Raw genomic sequence first — 16265 nt, 5'->3', positions numbered from 1 at the left:
GGCAGAAGAGCAGGCGGGCAAAAGGAAAAGGGCGGATGGTATCCGCCCTGACCTGCTGCGACGCAGTGCTGCTGGTGCCCCCAACGGGATTCGAACCCGTGCTACCGCCTTGAAAGGGCGGCGTCCTAGGCCGCTAGACGATGAGGGCTATCGGCCCGCCTGGGCGCCTTACGGCGCGTCGGGGACGTGAGAAGCATATGGGATGCGGAGAGCTATCGCCAAAACGGTTTACGAGCCCGAGGGGGAGGGCGTGGGGGTGCCGGGCGTGGCGGAGCCGGACGGGGAGGGGGTCGCTCCGGGGCGGTTCTCCTTGGGCAGGTGCCGGGTGACCTCGGCCGTCGTCTCGCCCAGACCGCCCAGTTTGATGGAGTCCCAGGCCTGGAGGCGGCGGGTGTCGCGGTCGAAGTAGAGGATCGAGGCCTCGACGGGCGCGGGGTACTTGTGCTCGAGGGCGCGCAGGCCGCTGCCGCCCGTGGAGCCCTCCATGCGCAGCCGGGTGCCGTACTTCAGGATCTCGTCGCCCTCGTGGTGCAGGTGGCCGCAGAGGACGAGCGGCACCGTGCCGTCGACCCCACGGGCCGCGGAGGGCTCGTGGATCATGGCGACGTCGACCGGGGTGCCGGCCGCCTTCTGGTCGTTCAGGGCCGCGGCCAGCTGCGCCCCCGCCAGCTCCTCGGACTGGTCGGCACCCGTCACCGTGGAGCGGTCGGGAGTGAACTGCGGGTCGCCGAGGCCCGCGAAACGCAGGCCGGCGACCGTCTCGGCGCGGCCCTCGTCGAGGACGTGGACGTTCTTCATGCGTTCCAGGTAGCGCTGGGTGACGTGGGAGTCGTGGTTGCCGCGGACCCAGACGTACGGCGCTCCCAGGTTCGCGATCGGGTCCAGGAAGCCGTTCTCGGCCGCCGTTCCGTGGTCCATGGTGTCGCCGGTGTCGACGATGACGTTCACCTTGTACTGCGCCACCAGCGACGCGATGATCTTCCAGCTCGCCGGGTTGAGGTGGATGTCGGAGACGTGCAGGACCCGGATGGTGGTCGGGTCCGGCTGGTAGGCGGGGAGGGTGGAGGTGACGTCGTACAGCTTGGTCACGTTCGTGACCAGGCGGGCCAGTTCCTTCTGGTAGACGTCGAACTCGGTGACGATGCTGCGGGCGTTGCCGACGAGCGAGGGGGCCGAGGAGAGCAGGCCCGAGTACTTCGGTTCGAGGACGGCGTCCTTGTTCCAGGTCGCGTACGCGGACGCGCCGGAGGCCATCAGCAGGGCGAGGGCGGTGCCGCCGGCGGCGAGGGCCCGCCCGGGGCGGCGGTAGACGGCGAGGCCAAGGGCGGTGGCGCCGGCGACCACCGCGACGCAGGAGCGCAGGGCCAGGTCGAGGGTGCCGTGCTCGACGTCGTGCACGACCTCGTCCTGCAGCCCGGAGAGCCGCTCGGGGTGGTCGACCAGGGCCTGGGAGCGGGTCGGGTCGAGCTGGTCGACGTTGACGTCCAGACGGACGGGCGCGTGATGGGTGTTCAGTTCCAGGGCGCCGAGCGGCGAGACGTTGATCTTCGTGCCGCCGGACAGGGACGGCCGCAGGGTCATCGTCGTGTTCATCGGCCCGACCGGCACCCGCACGTTGCCGACGATCAGCAGTCCCAGCCAGGCGCCGAGCAGCACGACGGCGACGAGTCCGAGGGCGCGGACCCAGGGACGCGGCTGGTGGGCCAGTTCGAGGGAGGGGGCGGGGCGGCGGGTGCGGCGGTGGCGGCGGTTCAGGATGTGCGGGGACTTTCGTACGCGGTTCAGGACGGTCACGGCTATGGCGGGGACGCGGGCCATTGGTCCCGTATGCCCAAGTCCGGACGTGGATATGCGGGGCCGCGTGCGGAGTTCGCGGGGGTGCGGCTCGGAGTTCGCGGAGTCGCGGCTCAGCCCCAGCCCAGTTCGTGAAGGCGCGCGTCGTCGATCCCGAAGTGGTGCGCGATCTCGTGGATCACGGTCACGGCGACCTCGTGGACCACGTCCTCCCGTGTCGCGCAGTGGCGCAGGGTCGGGCCCATGTAGATCGAGATGCGGTCGGGCAGGACCCCCGCGTACCACTCGCCGCGGTCGGTGAGCGGGGTTCCCTCGTACAGGCCCAGGAGGTCGGGGTCGTCGGCTGGAGGTTCGTCCTCGACGAACACGGCGACGTTGTCCATGACCCGGGTCAGTTCGGGCGGGATCCGGTCCAGGGCCTGGCTGACGAGTTCCTCGAACGATTCGCGTGTCATCTCCAGCACACGGCCATTGTCAGGGACGGGGCGCCCGTGGTGGAGCAGGGCGGCTCACGCGGGCAGGTTCAGTTGCCAGGAGACGCCGAAGCGGTCGTTGACCCAGGTGAACTTCCGGCTGAAGCCGTAGTCGCCCGGCGGCATGAGTTCGCCGCCGCCCGCGGAGAGCGCCGCGTGCAGGCGGTCGAGTTCGGCCTCGTCGTCGCACTGCACGAACAGGGAGGTCGCGGGCGTGAAGGTGAACTCGTGGTGGGCGGGGCTGTCGATGCACATGAACTGCGTGCCCGCGAGGGAGAAGGTGGCGTGCTGGACGCTTCCCTCCTTGCCGGGGCCGTCGGCGCCGTGCCGGGTGAGGCCGACGATCTCGGCGTCGTCGAAGAGCGAGACGTAGAAGTTCATCGCGTCCTCCGCGTCGCCCTCGAACATCAGGAACGTGGTGATCTTCTGTGCGGCCGCGATCTGCATGTGACGTGCTCCTTGGGCGCCGTTTCGGACGGTCGGTGCGCGGCCACGGTAGCGCCGCGCCGTGCGGGGCGCGTGTCCTGACGCGTACGGCGGGAGTTGGGCACGGCGACGTCTTTCCCGCCTGAGAGGTGGCTTCCCGTGCGCCCCATGTACGTACCCGTCCGTCTGGCCGCCACCGTCATGGCCGTCGCCGCCGCCGCCGGCTGCATGAGCGTGGGTGAGGACGCGGGGGGCGACGGCGCGCGGCCCTCGCACTCGGCGGGACGCCACGGCGGCGAGGCGCCCGACGGGGGCACGGCGCACTCCGGCGGCGGATGGGGGCTGGGAGCGGCGGCCGACGGCAAGCACCCGGGCAGGAAGGGCAAGGGCAAGGACGGCGGGGAGTCCGCCTCGCCTTCGGCCTCGCCGTCGGCCGGTGCGTCCGCCTCCGCGCACGCGCGGGGCGGGGCGGGGAAGACGGACCAGCCCGGCGCTCCGACGCCGACGCGGGCGACGCCCACCCCCACGCACACCGATCCGCAGCCGCCCACGCCGACCGAGCAGCCCACGTCCTCCGCCCCGGAACCGCCGCCGTCGGCCGAGCCGTCCTCGTCGGCGCACCCGGACGCCGGGCCGCAGCTGGTGCAGCGGGAGCCGGCGCCGACGGCCGGGTCACCGGTGCGGGAGCGCCGCAACGGGGCGGCCCGCGGGGCGGGAGTGTGATCTCGCCTACGTCCGTGGGGTTCGGTTTGCCCCGAGGGTGGATGGGTGCGTATGGTGGTAGATCGTTTGATCCCATTGCCCGGCGCCATTGCAGAGAGCGCCGTGTGGCGCGTTCTCTCCCTTGCCGTGGCTGACCGCATAGAGGCGGTCGTATTGCGAATCACGGAGTTGACGGGCGCGTGCCGACGAGACTCCGGAAGGTTTCGCATACGCATGTCCATTTCCAGTACTGATCACGTCGTCGTGCCCGAGAACGAGGGCACCGAGGACGCCGTCGAGGTCACCTTCGCGGACCTCGGCCTCCCCGAGGGCGTCGTGCGCAAGCTCGCCCAGAACGGCGTGACCACCCCCTTCCCGATCCAGGCCGCGACCATCCCGGACGCCCTGGCCGGCAAGGACATCCTCGGCCGTGGCCGCACCGGCTCCGGCAAGACCCTCTCCTTCGGTCTGCCGACCATGACGCGCCTCGCCGGCGGCCGCACCGAGAAGCACAAGCCGCGCGCCGTCATCCTCACCCCGACCCGTGAGCTCGCGATGCAGGTCGCGGACGCCCTCCAGCCCTACGGCGACGTCCTCGGCCTCAAGATGAAGGTCGTCTGCGGCGGTACGTCGATGGGCAACCAGATCTACGCCCTGGAGCGCGGCGTCGACATCCTCGTCGCCACCCCGGGCCGCCTGCGCGACATCATCAACCGGGGCGCCTGCTCCCTGGAGAACGTCGAGGTCGCCGTCCTCGACGAGGCCGACCAGATGTCCGACCTGGGCTTCCTGCCCGAGGTCACCGAGCTCCTCGACCAGATCCCGGCCGGCGGCCAGCGGATGCTGTTCTCGGCCACGATGGAGAACGAGATCTCCACCCTGGTCAAGCGTTACCTGAGCAACCCGGTCACGCACGAGGTCGACAGCGCCCAGGGCAACGTCACGACCATGTCGCACCACATCCTGATCGTGAAGCCCAAGGACAAGGCGCCGGTCACCGCGGCCATCGCCTCCCGCAAGGGCCGCACCATCATCTTCGTCCGCACCCAGCTGGGCGCGGACCGCATCGCCGAGCAGCTGCGCGACGCCGGTGTGAAGGCCGACGCGCTGCACGGCGGCATGACGCAGGGCGCGCGCACCCGCACGCTGGCCGACTTCAAGGACGGTTACGTCAACGCGCTCGTCGCGACCGACGTCGCCGCCCGCGGCATCCACGTCGACGGCATCGACCTCGTCCTGAACGTCGACCCCGCCGGTGACCACAAGGACTACCTGCACCGCGCCGGCCGTACCGCTCGCGCGGGCCGCACCGGCACGGTCGTGTCCCTCTCCCTGCCGCACCAGCGCCGCCAGATCTTCCGGCTGATGGAGGACGCGGGCGTCGACGCCGGGCGTCACATCATCAACTCCGGTACGGCCTTCGAGCCCGAGGTCGCAGAGATCACCGGCGCCCGTTCGATGACCGAGGTCCAGTCCGAGTCCGCGGCCAACGCGGCGCAGCTGGCCGAGCGCGAGGTCGCCCAGCTCACCAAGGAGCTGGAGCGGGCGCAGCGCCGCGCGACCGAGCTGCGCGAGGAGGCCGACCGGCTCGTCGCCCGGGTCGCCCGCGAGCGCGGCGAGGACCCCGAGGTCGCGGTGGCCGAGGCGCAGGCGGCGGTCACGGAGGCCGCCGAGACCGTGGCCCAGGCGTCCGTGCCGGAGCAGCCGGCCGCGCAGGACGTCGAGCGCACGGAGTCGGCGCCGTCGTACGAGCGTCGCGAGCGCCGGGACAACGACCGCGGCGACCGTGGCGGGTTCCGCCGTGACGACCGTCGGGACGACCGTGGTGGCCGTTCCTTCGAGCGCCGTGACGACCGTGGTGGCCGTGGGTTCGAGCGTCGGGACAACGACCGCGGCGGTTTCCGCCGTGACGATCGTTCGGCGGGCCGTTCCTTCGAGCGCCGTGACGACCGTGGTGGCCGCGGCTTCGAGCGCCGGGACAACGACCGTGGGTTCGAGCGTCGTGACAACGACCGTGGCGACCGTGGCGGTTTCCGCCGTGACGATCGTCCGGCGGGCCGTTCCTTCGAGCGCCGTGACGACCGTGGTGGCCGTGGCTTCGAGCGTCGTGACAACGACCGTGGCGACCGTGGCGGGTTCCGCCGTGACGACCGTCCGGCCGCCGGCCGTTCCTTCGAGCGCCGGGACGACCGCGGCGGTCACCGCGGCAGCGACCGTCCGTTCAACCGCGACCGCCGTGACGACCGTCCGGGCTTCCGCTCCGGCGGCCACGACCGCCCCAACGGCCGTCGTGACGACCACCGCGGCACCGGCACCGGTTCCTTCGGCCGCCGCGACGACAAGCCGCGCTGGAAGCGCAACGGCTGACACCGAGTGAGCTGAACGAGGGCCCGTACGACTTCGGTCGTACGGGCCCTTTCGCGTTCACACGGCGGTTACCGGCCACGAGAAACTTTTGGCCAAAGCACCTTTCTTGTGACGCATGTCACGGGTCCTGCGAGGGAATCGCTGGGGGCATGACAGATGACGCCATAGCGAGCGGGCAGTCGGGACTCTCCGACGAAGAGCGGCTTGCCCAGCTCGGCTACACGCAGGTCCTTGCCCGCCGCATGTCGGCGTTCAGCAACTACGCGGTCTCCTTCACGATCATCTCGGTCCTCTCGGGCTGCCTGACCCTCTACGCCTTCGGTATGAACACCGGCGGTCCGGCGGTGATCACCTGGGGCTGGGTGGCCGTGGGCCTGATGACGCTGTTCGTAGGGCTGTCCATGGCCGAGATCTGCTCGGCCTACCCGACGTCGGCCGGCCTGTACTTCTGGGCGCACCGGCTCGCCCCGCCCCGCACGGCGGCCGCCTGGGCGTGGTTCACGGGCTGGTTCAACGTGCTGGGCCAGGTGGCGGTGACCGCCGGCATCGACTTCGGTGCGGCCTCCTTCCTCGGCGCGTACCTGAACCTGCAGTTCGGCTTCGAGGTGACCAAGGGGCGGACGGTCCTGCTGTTCGCCGCGATCCTGCTGCTGCACGGCCTGCTGAACACCTTCGGCGTGAAGATCGTCGCCCTGCTGAACGACATCAGCGTCTGGTGGCACGTGCTGGGCGTCGGGGTGATCGTCGGCGCGCTGGCCTTCGTACCCGACCACCACCAGTCGGCGTCCTTCGTGTTCGGGAAGTTCGTGAACAACACGGGCTGGGGCAGCGGGGTGTACGTCGTCCTGCTGGGCCTGCTGATGGCGCAGTACACCTTCACCGGCTACGACGCCTCCGCCCACATGACGGAGGAGACGCACGACGCGTCGACCGCGGGCCCGAAGGGCATCGTGCGGTCGATCTGGACGTCGTGGATCGCGGGCTTCGTCCTCCTCCTCGGCTTCACCTTCGCCATCCAGTCCTACGACAAGGAACTCGGGTCCGCCACGGGCGCGCCGCCGGCCCAGATCCTGCTGGACGCGCTGGGGGCGACGGCCGGGAAGCTGCTGCTCCTGGTCGTGATCGGCGCGCAGCTGTTCTGCGGGATGGCGTCCGTGACCGCCAACAGCCGCATGATCTACGCCTTTTCCCGCGACGGCGCGCTGCCCTTCTCCCGCGTCTGGCACACTGTCAGCCCGCGCACCCGGACGCCCGTCGCGGCCGTGTGGCTGGCGGCAGCCGGGGCGCTGGTGCTGGGCCTGCCGTACCTGATCAATGTGACGGCGTACGCGGCGGTGACGTCGATCGCGGTCATCGGCCTCTACATCGCCTACGTCATCCCCACGCTGCTGCGGGTGCGCAAGGGCGACGCCTTCGAGCGCGGGCCGTGGCACCTGGGCCGCTGGTCGACGCTGATCGGCTGGGTGTCGGTGGTGTGGGTCGGCGTCATCACGGTCCTGTTCATGCTGCCCCAGGTCTCCCCGGTCACCTCGGAGACCTTCAACTACGCCCCCGTCGCCGTCCTCGTCGTCCTCGGCTTCGCCGCCGCGTGGTGGGGCGCGTCGGCCCGACACTGGTTCCTCAACCCGTCCCACACCCGCACCCGGGCCCGCGAGGCGGCGCGCGCGGGCAGCGCGGGCGGTGCGAGCGGTGCGCAAAAGGTCGATCCGTAACACTCCCGGCGTCCCCGCGCGGCACGGCACGGCCGTGTCCCCGATACCCGATCGGAGACACGGCCGTGTCCGGCTATGCTCGGGGAGGCAACATCGCCAGGGGCCCTTAGCTCAATTGGCAGAGCAGTGGACTTTTAATCCATTGGTTGTGGGTTCGAGTCCCACAGGGCCTACACAGAAGCCCCAGGTCGGGAAGTTCGCGACCTGGGGCTTTCGTGTGTTCGGCGGGTCAGGCGGGGGTCACTCCGCGGCGGCCGTGACGTCGCCGGCGTAGACCAGGGCGACCCGGTGGTTGTACTGGATGGTGTACATCGACTTGGCGCCGGTGACGACCGTGCCGCCGGACGGGAAGAAGTCCTGGGTGGGGGCCGGCGGCTCGGTCGCCACGTAGGCCTGGCCGGCCGGGACGGAGTACATGCTCAGCGGGGCCTGGGTCGAGGGGGACAGGCCCGAGGGGTACTCGGCGGCGTCCGGGTAGGCGGAGCCGTACACCGCCACCGGGGACGTGCCGGCCGCGCTGATCACCTGAACGCCGTACGCCGGCGCGGTGTTGCAGCCGTGCGGGTTGTAGAACCACACCTTGGCGCCGCTGTACCAGATCGCGGTCCAGTCGCCGTCGCGGTCGGCGACCACGAACTGCTGGCCGGCCACCGCCGTGCCGCCCCAGTCGTTGATCCGGTCGGTGCCGGCCGCGCCCGGGTGGACGGCCTGGTCGCCGAAGAGCGGGGCGGTGTCGTTCGGCTCGGTGCGCAGGTAGACGAAGTTCGACGGCTGCTGCGTCTCGGTGCAGGCGGTGGTGGCGCCGGTCGGGTCGTCGGCGGGGCAGATCTGGACGGTCTGCAGGTTGTCCTCGAACCGGGGCGCGATGGTGACCACCGAGCCGACCGGGCCGACGCCGTGCGGGCCGGTGCGGACGCCGAGCAGGTGCATGAAGTGGTTCCAGTCCCAGGACGGGCCCGGGTCCCAGTGCATGCTGGAGACGAGGGACGACTTCGGCCCGGCGACGTTGTCGTGGCCGATGATGTGCTCGCGGTCCAGCGGGATGTCGTACCGGGCCGCGAGGTAGGCGACCAGTTCGGCCGTGGCCTCGTACTGGGCCTCGGTGTACCAGGTCGCGCCGTGCGCGGCGTAGCCCTCGTGCTCGATGCCGATGGAGTGCATGTTGGTGGTGTAGTTGCCCGCGTGGAAGGCGAGGTCCTTCGTGGGCACCATCTGCGTCACCGCGCCGTCGGCGGAGCGCATCACGTAGTGCGCGGCGGCGCCGCCTGCCGCCTGGGCGGTCTTGATGGCGGCGTCGTAGGAGCTCTCGGTGTCGTGGATGACGATGGTGTCGATCTTGATGCCGTTCGCGGGGCGGTTCGAGACCTGGCCGTTGGACGCCGCTGCCGGGACGAAGGTGCAGTCCAGGGTGGGCGGGCACTCGACGGCCGTGGCCGCCGCGGACTTCAGGTGCAGGTCGGCCAGCTGGCCGGTGGCGGGGCGGATGCCGCTGTCGCCCGCCAGGCTCATGCGCCGGCCGTCGGAGGTGGTGCGGGCGGCGCCCTTGCGCAGGGAGGCGAAGACGCGGTCGGCGAAGGCCGCGGCGCCCTGGCGCTGGGTGGACTGGCTGTAACGGGCCACCGCGCCGTACCAGTTGCCGGGGTCCGCGGACGTGCCGCCGGTCACCTTCTTCTGGTACGAGGCGAGCAGCGCCGCGCCGCCGCGGATGTTGGCGGCCGGGTCGGTGCGCAGCTTCCCGGCGGACAGGCCGGTCAGCTTCGCGGCGGCCTGCAGGGTGTGCAGGGCGGGGTCGGCGGCCAGCAGGGCCAGATCGCCGCGCCCGGCGGCTCCCGCGGGGCCCGCGGCGAGCATGGCGGGCGTCACGTCCGTCAGGTGCATCGGGCCGTAGCCGCCGTCGGTGCTGTGCTGCCCGGGGTGGGTGTCCCAGGCGGACTCCTGGTACGACACGGCCAGCAGCACCTGGCGCGGCACGTGGTACGCGTCGGCGGCTGCGGTGAAGGCCCGCTCCAGCGAGGAGGCCGGGCGACCGGAGGCGTCGGCGGCCGCGGCCGTCACCGGGACGGTCGTCGCGCCCGCGGCGGCCAGTGCGGCGACCGCGGCCAGGAGGGCCGTACGGCGGAGGGGAGACGCGTGCCCGCGTCTGTCACTGTGTGTGGTCATCAAGGGATCCCGGACCTGAGTCGAGTCGGTTGGCTGCGGAGAACGCGCGCGTGACGGGGCGTCATACGCCGGCCGGACCGGCCGGTGAGCCCACGGGCCGGCGGCGGACGGCCCTTCTCCGGAGGAGAGTATGTCAACTCAGTTACGGGCAAGGAGATTTGGGCGCGGAAGATCGATGAACGGCGCCTTCGGGGAGATGACCGGAAGCGGTGCGGCAGGCGGCCCGCGCGGTGACGCACTCGGCACGCTCGCCCGGCCCGCTGGACCGGGCGGAGGATTCGGAGGGCCTGCCTGCCGGCCGTTCACCGGGACACTGCGCGAGCGCGTCCGTACGGGCCGTCCGCGAAGCGCCGCGGCCCGCCCCGGACCCCGGTCCGGCTCCTCCGGCTGAAGCGCGGGCTGCGGATGAGGGGGGTCGACCAGAGACGCGGCGGCGCCGACGAGACCGGCGAACTCGGGCCTGCCACCATGCGGCGCCCGGTCGCCGTGCCCGACGGAAGCGTGGACATCTCCGGCCCGCCAAGCGGTCGGCGACGAGCCGGCTTTCGCCGGGGTCGGTGGTGCGTGGGGGGCTGGTCCTTCGCGGTCCCTGTCGGTGGGCGCCTCGCCCCTGCGTCAGCGGCGCCCGCTGCCCATCTCTCCGCCCCGGCCCGCCGGCCCCTCAGCCCGCGCTGAGTTCCGTCAGTTCGGCCAGCGGGAGGGTGTGCTGGGTCTGGAGGACCTTGGCGCGCAGGTAGCGGACGTTGTGGGCGGTGGTGAAGACGCCGGTCGGGACCCGGTCGTGGACCGTGATGCCGAGGTCGCGCAACTGGCCCGCCTTGTCGGGGTTGTTGGACAGCAGATCCAGCTCCGTGATGCCGAGCGAGCGCAGCATCTGGGCGGCGGCCGTGTAGTCGCGGGCGTCTTCGGGCAGGCCCAGGGCGGCGTTCGCCTCGTAGGTGTCGAGGCCCTGGTCCTGCAGGGCGTACGCGTCGAGCTTGTTGTAGAGGCCGATGCCGCGGCCCTCCTGACGGAGGTAGAGCAGCACGCCGCCGCGGGCCGCGATGCGCTCGACCGCCTCCCGCAACTGCGGGCCGCAGTCGCAGCGGGCGGAACCGAAGACGTCGCCCGTCAGGCACTCGGAGTGCAGACGGACCAGCGGGACGGTGCCGGGGGCCGGGTCGCCGAGGACGACGGCGAGGTGTTCCCGGCCGTCGGTCAGACCGTGGAAGGTGACGAGCTCGGCGTCGACGCTGTAGCCGTCGTCGAAGCGCAGCGGTACCCGGACGCGGGAGCGCGGCGTGGCGGCGGGGAAGTCGGGCATGGGGGTTCTCCTGTGTCCGGGTGCAGGACCGTGTGGATTGCTGCTTCAGATTTGAAGCAGATCCACGGCTGGAACCCTACCCGTGCTTTAAATTTGAAGCAACAGATTTACGGCCCGGCTCACGCGGGGAAGCTCATGAGCGTGTCGTCACGACGAGCCCGAGCACGGCGACGAACGCCGCCGCCACGGCACCTCGTCGGAGGTCGGCCGCGGCGTCTCCTCGCCCTCCAGCGCCCGTACGATCGCGGAGCTGATCTCCTCCAGCCGCTCCACCTGCTCCTCGGAGAGGTGGTCGAAGACGGCCGCCCGCACGGTCTCCACATGCCCGGGCGCCGTGCGCTCCAGCACCGCCATCCCCTCGTCGGTGAGGGCCGCGAAGCTGCTCCGCTTGTCCCACTGGCAGTCCTCGCGCCGGATCAGCCCGTCCTTCTCCAGCCGGGTCACGGCATAGGTCAGCCTGCTGCGCGTGATCTTCGACTTCTCCGCGAGGTCGGTCATCCGGAGCCTGCGCTCGGGCGCCTCGGAGAGGTTGGCCAGGATGGAGTAGTAGAGATGGGGCATGCCGGCGTCCTGCTGGAGCTGGCGGTCGATCGCGTCCTCCAGGAGGTGCGTCGCCGCGATGTACGCGCGCCAGGCGCGCTGCTCCTTGCCGGTGAGCCAGCGAGTCGTCATACGGCCAGTGTAGGTTTGTTTCAAACTTTAACCAAGCGTCCCCGGCCTCCGAGAGCGAGCGCGCCCGATGCCGTACCCTCACGTCCTGCTGTCCGCCGCCGTCTCCCTCGACGGCTACCTCGACGACACCGGCCCCGAGCGGCTGCTGCTCTCGTCCCCGGCCGACTTCGACCGTGTGGACGAGGTACGGGCGTCCGTGGACGCGATCCTTGTCGGCGCCGGCACGATCCGCGCCGACAACCCGCGCCTGCTGGTCAACTCGCCCGAGCGGCGCGCCGCCCGCACGGCCGCGGGGAAGCCCGAGTACCCCCTCAAGGTCACCGTCAGCGGAAGCGGCGACCTCGACCCGACGGCGCAGTTCTGGCACACCGGCGGCGAGAAGGTGCTCTACACGACGGACGAGGGCGCCCGGCGGGCCGGCGCCGCCGGTCTCGCCGCCGACGTCGTCCCCCTGGGCCCCGGCCTCGACTGGCGCCGCCTCCTGGAGCACCTGCACGACGTACGCGGCGTCGAGCGCCTGATGGTCGAGGGCGGCGGCACGGTCCACACGCAGCTGCTGCTCCAGGGACTGGCGGACGAGCTGCAGCTGGTGCTCGCCCCGGTGTTCGTCGGCGATACGAAGGCGCCCCGGCTGTTCGGGCCCGGCGGCTACCAGGGCGGCCGGCTCAGGCTGGTGGACAGCCGGCGCATCGAGGACGTGGTGCTGATGCGCTACGAGCCCACCGCACCCGGCACGGGACCGGTCCCCGCCGCCGCCGACCACCACTGGCTGCGGCTCGCCTGCGCCCTGGCGGCCCAGTGCCCGCCCTCGCGGACGGCCTTCAGCGTCGGCGCGGTCGTCGTCGCCGCCGACGGCACGGAACTCGGCCGCGGCCACTCGCGGGAGGCCGGCGATCCCACCGTGCACGCCGAGGAGGCGGCGCTCGCGAAGATCGATCCGGCCGATCCGCGGCTCGCGGGCGCGACCGTCTACAGCAGCCTGGAGCCCTGCGCCCGGCGCGCGTCCCGCCCGAAGCCGTGTGCCCGGCTGATCCTGGAGGCCGGGGTGCGGCGGGTGGTCACGGCCTGGCGGGAGCCGGACACCTTCGTCGAGGAGGCCGACGGCAGCGGACTGCTGGCGGCGGCCGGGGTGGACGTGGTCCTGCTGGAGGAGCACGAGGCAGCGGCCAAGGCGCCGAACGGCCACCTGCTGGGCGGCTGAAACCGCAGGTCGAGGGGGCCGGAGCGAAACCCTGGTGCTGGGCGTCCCGCGGATGGCGTACACTGGAGTCACAACGACGCGGGGTGGAGCAGCTCGGTAGCTCGCTGGGCTCATAACCCAGAGGTCGCAGGTTCAAATCCTGTCCCCGCTACTGAAGGCCGAGGGCCGGAATCCGGAAACGGGTTCCGGCCCTCGGTTTTTCCTCCCCCGTGCTCCTCGACGCCCTCGTGCGCCGCGGCGACGAACAGCTCGCCTCGCAGCGCGCGATCGCCGAGACCGCCCAGCGCGCCGTCCTGCCCGACCCGGCCGATCGGATCGGCACCTTCGCCATCGCGGCGCGCTACGAGGCGGCGCAGCGGGACGCGGCCATCGGCGGCGACCTGTATGCCGTGCAGGACAGCCCGTACGGCGTGCGGCTGGTGGTGGGCGACGTGCGCGGGAAGGGGATGGGCGCGGTGGTGGCCGTCGCCGTCGTGATCGGGGCGTTCCGGGAGGCCGCCGAGCAGGAGGCGACGCTGGAGGCGGTCGCCGGGCGGCTGGACCCGGCGCCGGCCCGCGAGGGGAGCCGGCGCGAGGGCCTCGACCCCTTCGAGGGCTTCACCACCGCCGTACTGGCCGAACTCCCGCACGGTGATGGCGTGGTCAGGATCGTCGACCGGGGCCATCCGCCTCCGCTGCTGCTGTGCCCCGACGGCACGGTACGTCCGCTGCCCGCCCGTGAGCCCGCCCTGCCGCTCGGCATGGGGGAGTCGGGGGCCTGGCCGGACGGGCGGAGGAGACCCGCTTCCCGGGCGGGGCCACCCTGGTGCTCCACACCGACGGGCTGTGCGAGGCACGGGACCGGCGCGGGGAGTTCTACGATCCCGCGGCGAGCCTGGCGGGCCGGGCCTTCCCCGACCCCGCCGGGCTGATCGCCGTCCTCGCCCAGGAGGTGCACCGGCACACCGGGGACGGCACGACGGACGACATGGCGATGCTCGCCGTACGACGTCACGCCCGGTGATCGGACAGCCGCCCTCCGCATAACAACTGACAGACCGTCAGGCAGCGTGAAGATCCTGGGAAGAGGTCAACTCGCCCGTTTTCAGCCGGTCATGGCCTGTACGTCCACCCCGGAATCGTTAATGATCAAGCCGAACTGCTTGGAATCCACACCCCGGGTCTATTAACGTTCGATAACGCAGCGCGGTCGTCCCAGCCGTCACAAGAGACGGCTCCGTGCGCACGCGCCGAATCCCGCAAGGGAACCGGGGAACCACCACCCTGGGGTGAATCGCGCGGATGCCACCGTGGACCCACGGCCGGTATACGCGCGTAGGAGACCTTCCTGCTCCGAACCCGTCAGCTAACCCGGTAGGCGAGAAGGAAGGAAAGGAGCACGCCCACGTGGCGTCCAACCCGCCTGCCCCGGCAGCACCCTTCGTGCCGAGCACCGAGCCCTTCGGCTTCGCCCCCCGCACCGATGAGGGCCAGTGGGAGGAGTGGAATCCCACCGCGGAGTCCGTACGCCCGGTTCGGGGCAAGCACCGCGTCTCCAAGCAGCGCGGCGGCGGGCTGGCCCGCAGCTCCACGGTCCTCGGCGTCGGCGTCATCGCCGCCGTCGGCGCGGGCGGCATGGCCAGCGCCAACACCGGCAAGCCCCCGGTCTCCATCTCCATGCCCGACCTGGCCTCCGTGAGCCACGTCTTCGGCGACGACGAGGCCCCCCAGGGTTCCGCCACGGCCCTCAGCAGCGTCGGCGTCACCACCGAGGACACCGCGCAGGGCGCCAAGGACGCGGGCGAGGCGCTGCGCGACCGGATCATGGCGCAGGCCGAGGCGCAGCAGGTCCAGGTCGACAGCAAGGCCCAGGCGGTCACCGAGGCGACCTTCTCCCAGCAGGTCGACGCCGCTGCCGCCAAGGCCGAGCAGGAGGCCGCCGCCAAGGCCGCCGACGCCAAGCAGAAGGCGGAGGCCGAGGCCAAGAAGAAGGAAGAGCAGGCGCGGCTGGCCGAGCTGGCCAAGCAGTTCAAGCTGCCGGTCGTGTCGTACACGATCACCGGCACCTTCGGTCAGGCCGGTTCCATGTGGTCCTCCGGCTACCACACGGGTCTGGACTTCGCCGCCCCCACGGGCACGCTCATCAAGGCCATCCACAGCGGCACCATCACGGAGGCCGGCTGGGCGGGCTCGTACGGCTACCGCACGATCCTCACCCTCGACGACGGCACCGAGCTGTGGTTCTGCCACCAGTCGTCGATCAGCGTCTCGGTCGGCCAGAAGGTCGCCACGGGCGATGTCATCGGCCGCGTCGGCGCCACCGGCAACGTCACCGGCCCGCACCTGCACCTCGAGGTCCACCCGGACGGCCAGGCCACCGGCATCGACCCGATGACGTGGCTGCGCGGCAAGGGCCTGAACCCCTGACGGTCCGTACGTCCCTGGAACGGCCGCCTCCGATTGTTTACGGGAAGTTTGCGGCCGTTCCGGAAGACCGCTCTGCGGAGTGCTTGTTGTCGTAGGACATGACTTCTCTTCGCAAGCTCGGCAACTCCGACCTCGAGGTCTTCCCGCTCTCCCTGGGCGGCAACGTCTTCGGCTGGACGGCCGACGAGGCCACCTCCTTCGCCGTCCTGGACGCCTACACGGCGGCGGGCGGCAACTTCGTGGACACCGCCGACTCCTACTCCGCCTGGGTCGAGGGCAACAGCGGAGGCGAGTCCGAGACGATCATCGGCCGGTGGCTGGCGGCACGAGGCAACCGCGACGACGTCGTGATCGCCACGAAGGTCAGCCAGCACCCGGAGTTCCCCGGCCTGTCGGCCGTCAACATCAAGGCCGCCGCGGAGGCCTCGCTGCGCCGCCTCGGCACCGACCGCATCGACCTGTACTACACCCACTTCGACAAGCCCGAGACGCCCGTCGAGGAGATCGTCGGCGCGCTGGACGAGCTGGTGCGGGAGGGCAAGGTGCGGGCGATCGCCGCGTCCAACATCTCCGCCGAGCGCCTCGCCGAGTCCCTGGAGTTCTCCGACCGCGAGGGCCTGGCCAAGTACGTCGCCCTCCAGCCGCACTACAACCTGGTCTCCCGCGACACCTACGAGGGCCCCCTGCAGGACCTCGCCTCCCGCCAGGGCCTCGCCACGGTGCCGTACTACGCGCTCGCCTCCGGCTTTCTCACCGGCAAGTACCGGCCCGGCGCCACGGTCGACGGCGCGCGGGCCGCGGGCGCGGGCAAGCACCTGCAGACCGAGCGCGGCCGGAAGGTGCTGGCTGCCCTGGACGAGGTCGCCGAGGCCCACGGCGCACCGGTCGCCACGGTCGCCCTGGCCTGGCTCGCGGCCCAGCCGACGGTGGCAGCCCCCATCGCCTCGGCCCGCACCCCGGAGCAGCTCCCGGCCCTGCTGGGCGTGGCGGACCTGACCCTGACGGACGCGGAACTGACCCGTCTGACGGAAGCCTCGGCCTGACGGGGC

At 71.7% G+C, this 16265-nt stretch carries 12 protein-coding genes, 3 tRNA genes, 1 pseudogene and 1 riboswitch; of the genes and pseudogenes, 9 read left to right on the top strand and 7 right to left on the bottom strand.

The window, feature by feature from the left end; all coding sequences use genetic code 11:
• Positions 1–72: 72 nt before the first annotated feature.
• The 4 genes from LN251_RS13150 to LN251_RS13135 form a co-directional block, all read right to left on the bottom strand.
• A tRNA-Glu gene (locus tag LN251_RS13150) sits at positions 73–148 on the bottom strand.
• Between the two features lie 80 nt (positions 149–228).
• The gene (locus tag LN251_RS13145; protein WP_458244603.1) at positions 229–1818 is read right to left on the bottom strand and encodes a metallophosphoesterase family protein; all 1590 of its coding nucleotides are present in this window, start codon (positions 1816–1818) and stop codon (positions 229–231) included.
• Between the two features lie 89 nt (positions 1819–1907).
• The gene (locus tag LN251_RS13140; RefSeq protein ID WP_058924463.1) at positions 1908–2258 is read right to left on the bottom strand and encodes a metallopeptidase family protein; all 351 of its coding nucleotides are present in this window, start codon (positions 2256–2258) and stop codon (positions 1908–1910) included.
• Between the two features lie 45 nt (positions 2259–2303).
• Positions 2304–2714, bottom strand: coding sequence for a VOC family protein (locus LN251_RS13135; RefSeq protein WP_458244602.1), 411 nt, complete (start codon positions 2712–2714; stop codon positions 2304–2306).
• A gap of 138 nt (positions 2715–2852) precedes the next feature.
• Here LN251_RS13135 and LN251_RS13130 point away from each other — a divergent pair, with 138 nt between their 5' ends.
• The 4 genes from LN251_RS13130 (at position 2853) to LN251_RS13115 (ending at position 7647) form a co-directional block, all read left to right on the top strand.
• Positions 2853–3416, top strand: a complete 564-nt coding sequence (locus tag LN251_RS13130; RefSeq protein WP_458244601.1) for a hypothetical protein — start codon at positions 2853–2855, stop codon at positions 3414–3416.
• 213 nt (positions 3417–3629) lie between these two features.
• Positions 3630–5762, top strand: a complete 2133-nt coding sequence (locus LN251_RS13125; RefSeq protein WP_458244600.1) for a DEAD/DEAH box helicase — start codon at positions 3630–3632, stop codon at positions 5760–5762.
• 149 nt (positions 5763–5911) lie between these two features.
• Positions 5912–7474: an amino acid permease gene (locus LN251_RS13120; RefSeq protein ID WP_458244599.1), complete on the top strand. Its 1563-nt coding sequence runs from the start codon at positions 5912–5914 to the stop codon at positions 7472–7474.
• Between the two features lie 100 nt (positions 7475–7574).
• Positions 7575–7647: transfer RNA gene (locus LN251_RS13115), tRNA-Lys, on the top strand.
• Positions 7648–7714: 67 nt separating this feature from the next.
• On the opposite strand, the gene LN251_RS13110 is transcribed toward LN251_RS13115, so the two are convergent.
• The 3 genes from LN251_RS13110 to LN251_RS13100 form a co-directional block, all read right to left on the bottom strand.
• Positions 7715–9634, bottom strand: coding sequence for an N-acetylmuramoyl-L-alanine amidase (locus LN251_RS13110; protein ID WP_458244598.1), 1920 nt, complete (start codon positions 9632–9634; stop codon positions 7715–7717).
• A 661-nt stretch (positions 9635–10295) separates the two neighbouring features.
• Positions 10296–10937, bottom strand: coding sequence for a GTP cyclohydrolase II (locus LN251_RS13105; RefSeq protein WP_458244597.1), 642 nt, complete (start codon positions 10935–10937; stop codon positions 10296–10298).
• A 147-nt stretch (positions 10938–11084) separates the two neighbouring features.
• The gene (locus LN251_RS13100) at positions 11085–11609 is read right to left on the bottom strand and encodes a MarR family winged helix-turn-helix transcriptional regulator (RefSeq protein WP_058924469.1); all 525 of its coding nucleotides are present in this window, start codon (positions 11607–11609) and stop codon (positions 11085–11087) included.
• Positions 11610–11676: 67 nt separating this feature from the next.
• Between LN251_RS13100 and LN251_RS13095 the strand changes: the two genes are divergently transcribed.
• The 5 genes and pseudogenes from LN251_RS13095 (at position 11677) to LN251_RS13075 (ending at position 16259) form a co-directional block, all read left to right on the top strand.
• Positions 11677–12810, top strand: a complete 1134-nt coding sequence (locus LN251_RS13095) for a dihydrofolate reductase family protein (RefSeq protein WP_458244596.1) — start codon at positions 11677–11679, stop codon at positions 12808–12810.
• A 77-nt stretch (positions 12811–12887) separates the two neighbouring features.
• A tRNA-Met gene (locus LN251_RS13090) sits at positions 12888–12961 on the top strand.
• Positions 12962–13019: 58 nt separating this feature from the next.
• Positions 13020–13813, top strand: a pseudogene (locus LN251_RS13085) (PP2C family protein-serine/threonine phosphatase); the annotation flags it as partial.
• A 214-nt stretch (positions 13814–14027) separates the two neighbouring features.
• Positions 14028–14184, top strand: a riboswitch (cyclic di-AMP (ydaO/yuaA leader).
• Between the two features lie 12 nt (positions 14185–14196).
• A complete protein-coding gene (locus LN251_RS13080) occupies positions 14197–15216 on the top strand; it encodes a M23 family metallopeptidase (protein ID WP_458244595.1) in 1020 nt (339 codons plus the stop codon).
• 98 nt (positions 15217–15314) lie between these two features.
• Complete coding sequence (locus LN251_RS13075) at positions 15315–16259, top strand: aldo/keto reductase (RefSeq protein WP_458244594.1); 945 nt, start codon at positions 15315–15317, stop codon at positions 16257–16259.
• Positions 16260–16265 lie beyond the last annotated feature (6 nt).

The organism is Streptomyces sp. MAI_2237 (genome assembly GCF_054189285.1).
The sequence above is the reverse complement of the archived record's forward strand: the minus strand, read 5'-3'. Positions and strand labels throughout refer to the sequence as shown.

What these genes read in the sequence shown, in the direction of transcription:
- LN251_RS13145 (WP_458244603.1), bottom strand. Translation starts at nt 1,818, where the DNA reads ATGGCCCGCGTCCCCGCCATAGCCGTGACCGTCCTGAACCGCGTACGA.
- LN251_RS13135 (WP_458244602.1), bottom strand. Translation starts at nt 2,714, where the DNA reads ATGCAGATCGCGGCCGCACAGAAGATCACCACGTTCCTGATGTTCGAG.
- LN251_RS13125 (WP_458244600.1), top strand. Translation starts at nt 3,630, where the DNA reads ATGTCCATTTCCAGTACTGATCACGTCGTCGTGCCCGAGAACGAGGGC.
- LN251_RS13120 (WP_458244599.1), top strand. Translation starts at nt 5,912, where the DNA reads ATGACAGATGACGCCATAGCGAGCGGGCAGTCGGGACTCTCCGACGAA.
- LN251_RS13110 (WP_458244598.1), bottom strand. Translation starts at nt 9,634, where the DNA reads ATGACCACACACAGTGACAGACGCGGGCACGCGTCTCCCCTCCGCCGT.
- LN251_RS13105 (WP_458244597.1), bottom strand. Translation starts at nt 10,937, where the DNA reads ATGCCCGACTTCCCCGCCGCCACGCCGCGCTCCCGCGTCCGGGTACCG.
- LN251_RS13100 (WP_058924469.1), bottom strand. Translation starts at nt 11,609, where the DNA reads ATGACGACTCGCTGGCTCACCGGCAAGGAGCAGCGCGCCTGGCGCGCG.
- LN251_RS13095 (WP_458244596.1), top strand. Translation starts at nt 11,677, where the DNA reads ATGCCGTACCCTCACGTCCTGCTGTCCGCCGCCGTCTCCCTCGACGGC.
- LN251_RS13075 (WP_458244594.1), top strand. Translation starts at nt 15,315, where the DNA reads ATGACTTCTCTTCGCAAGCTCGGCAACTCCGACCTCGAGGTCTTCCCG.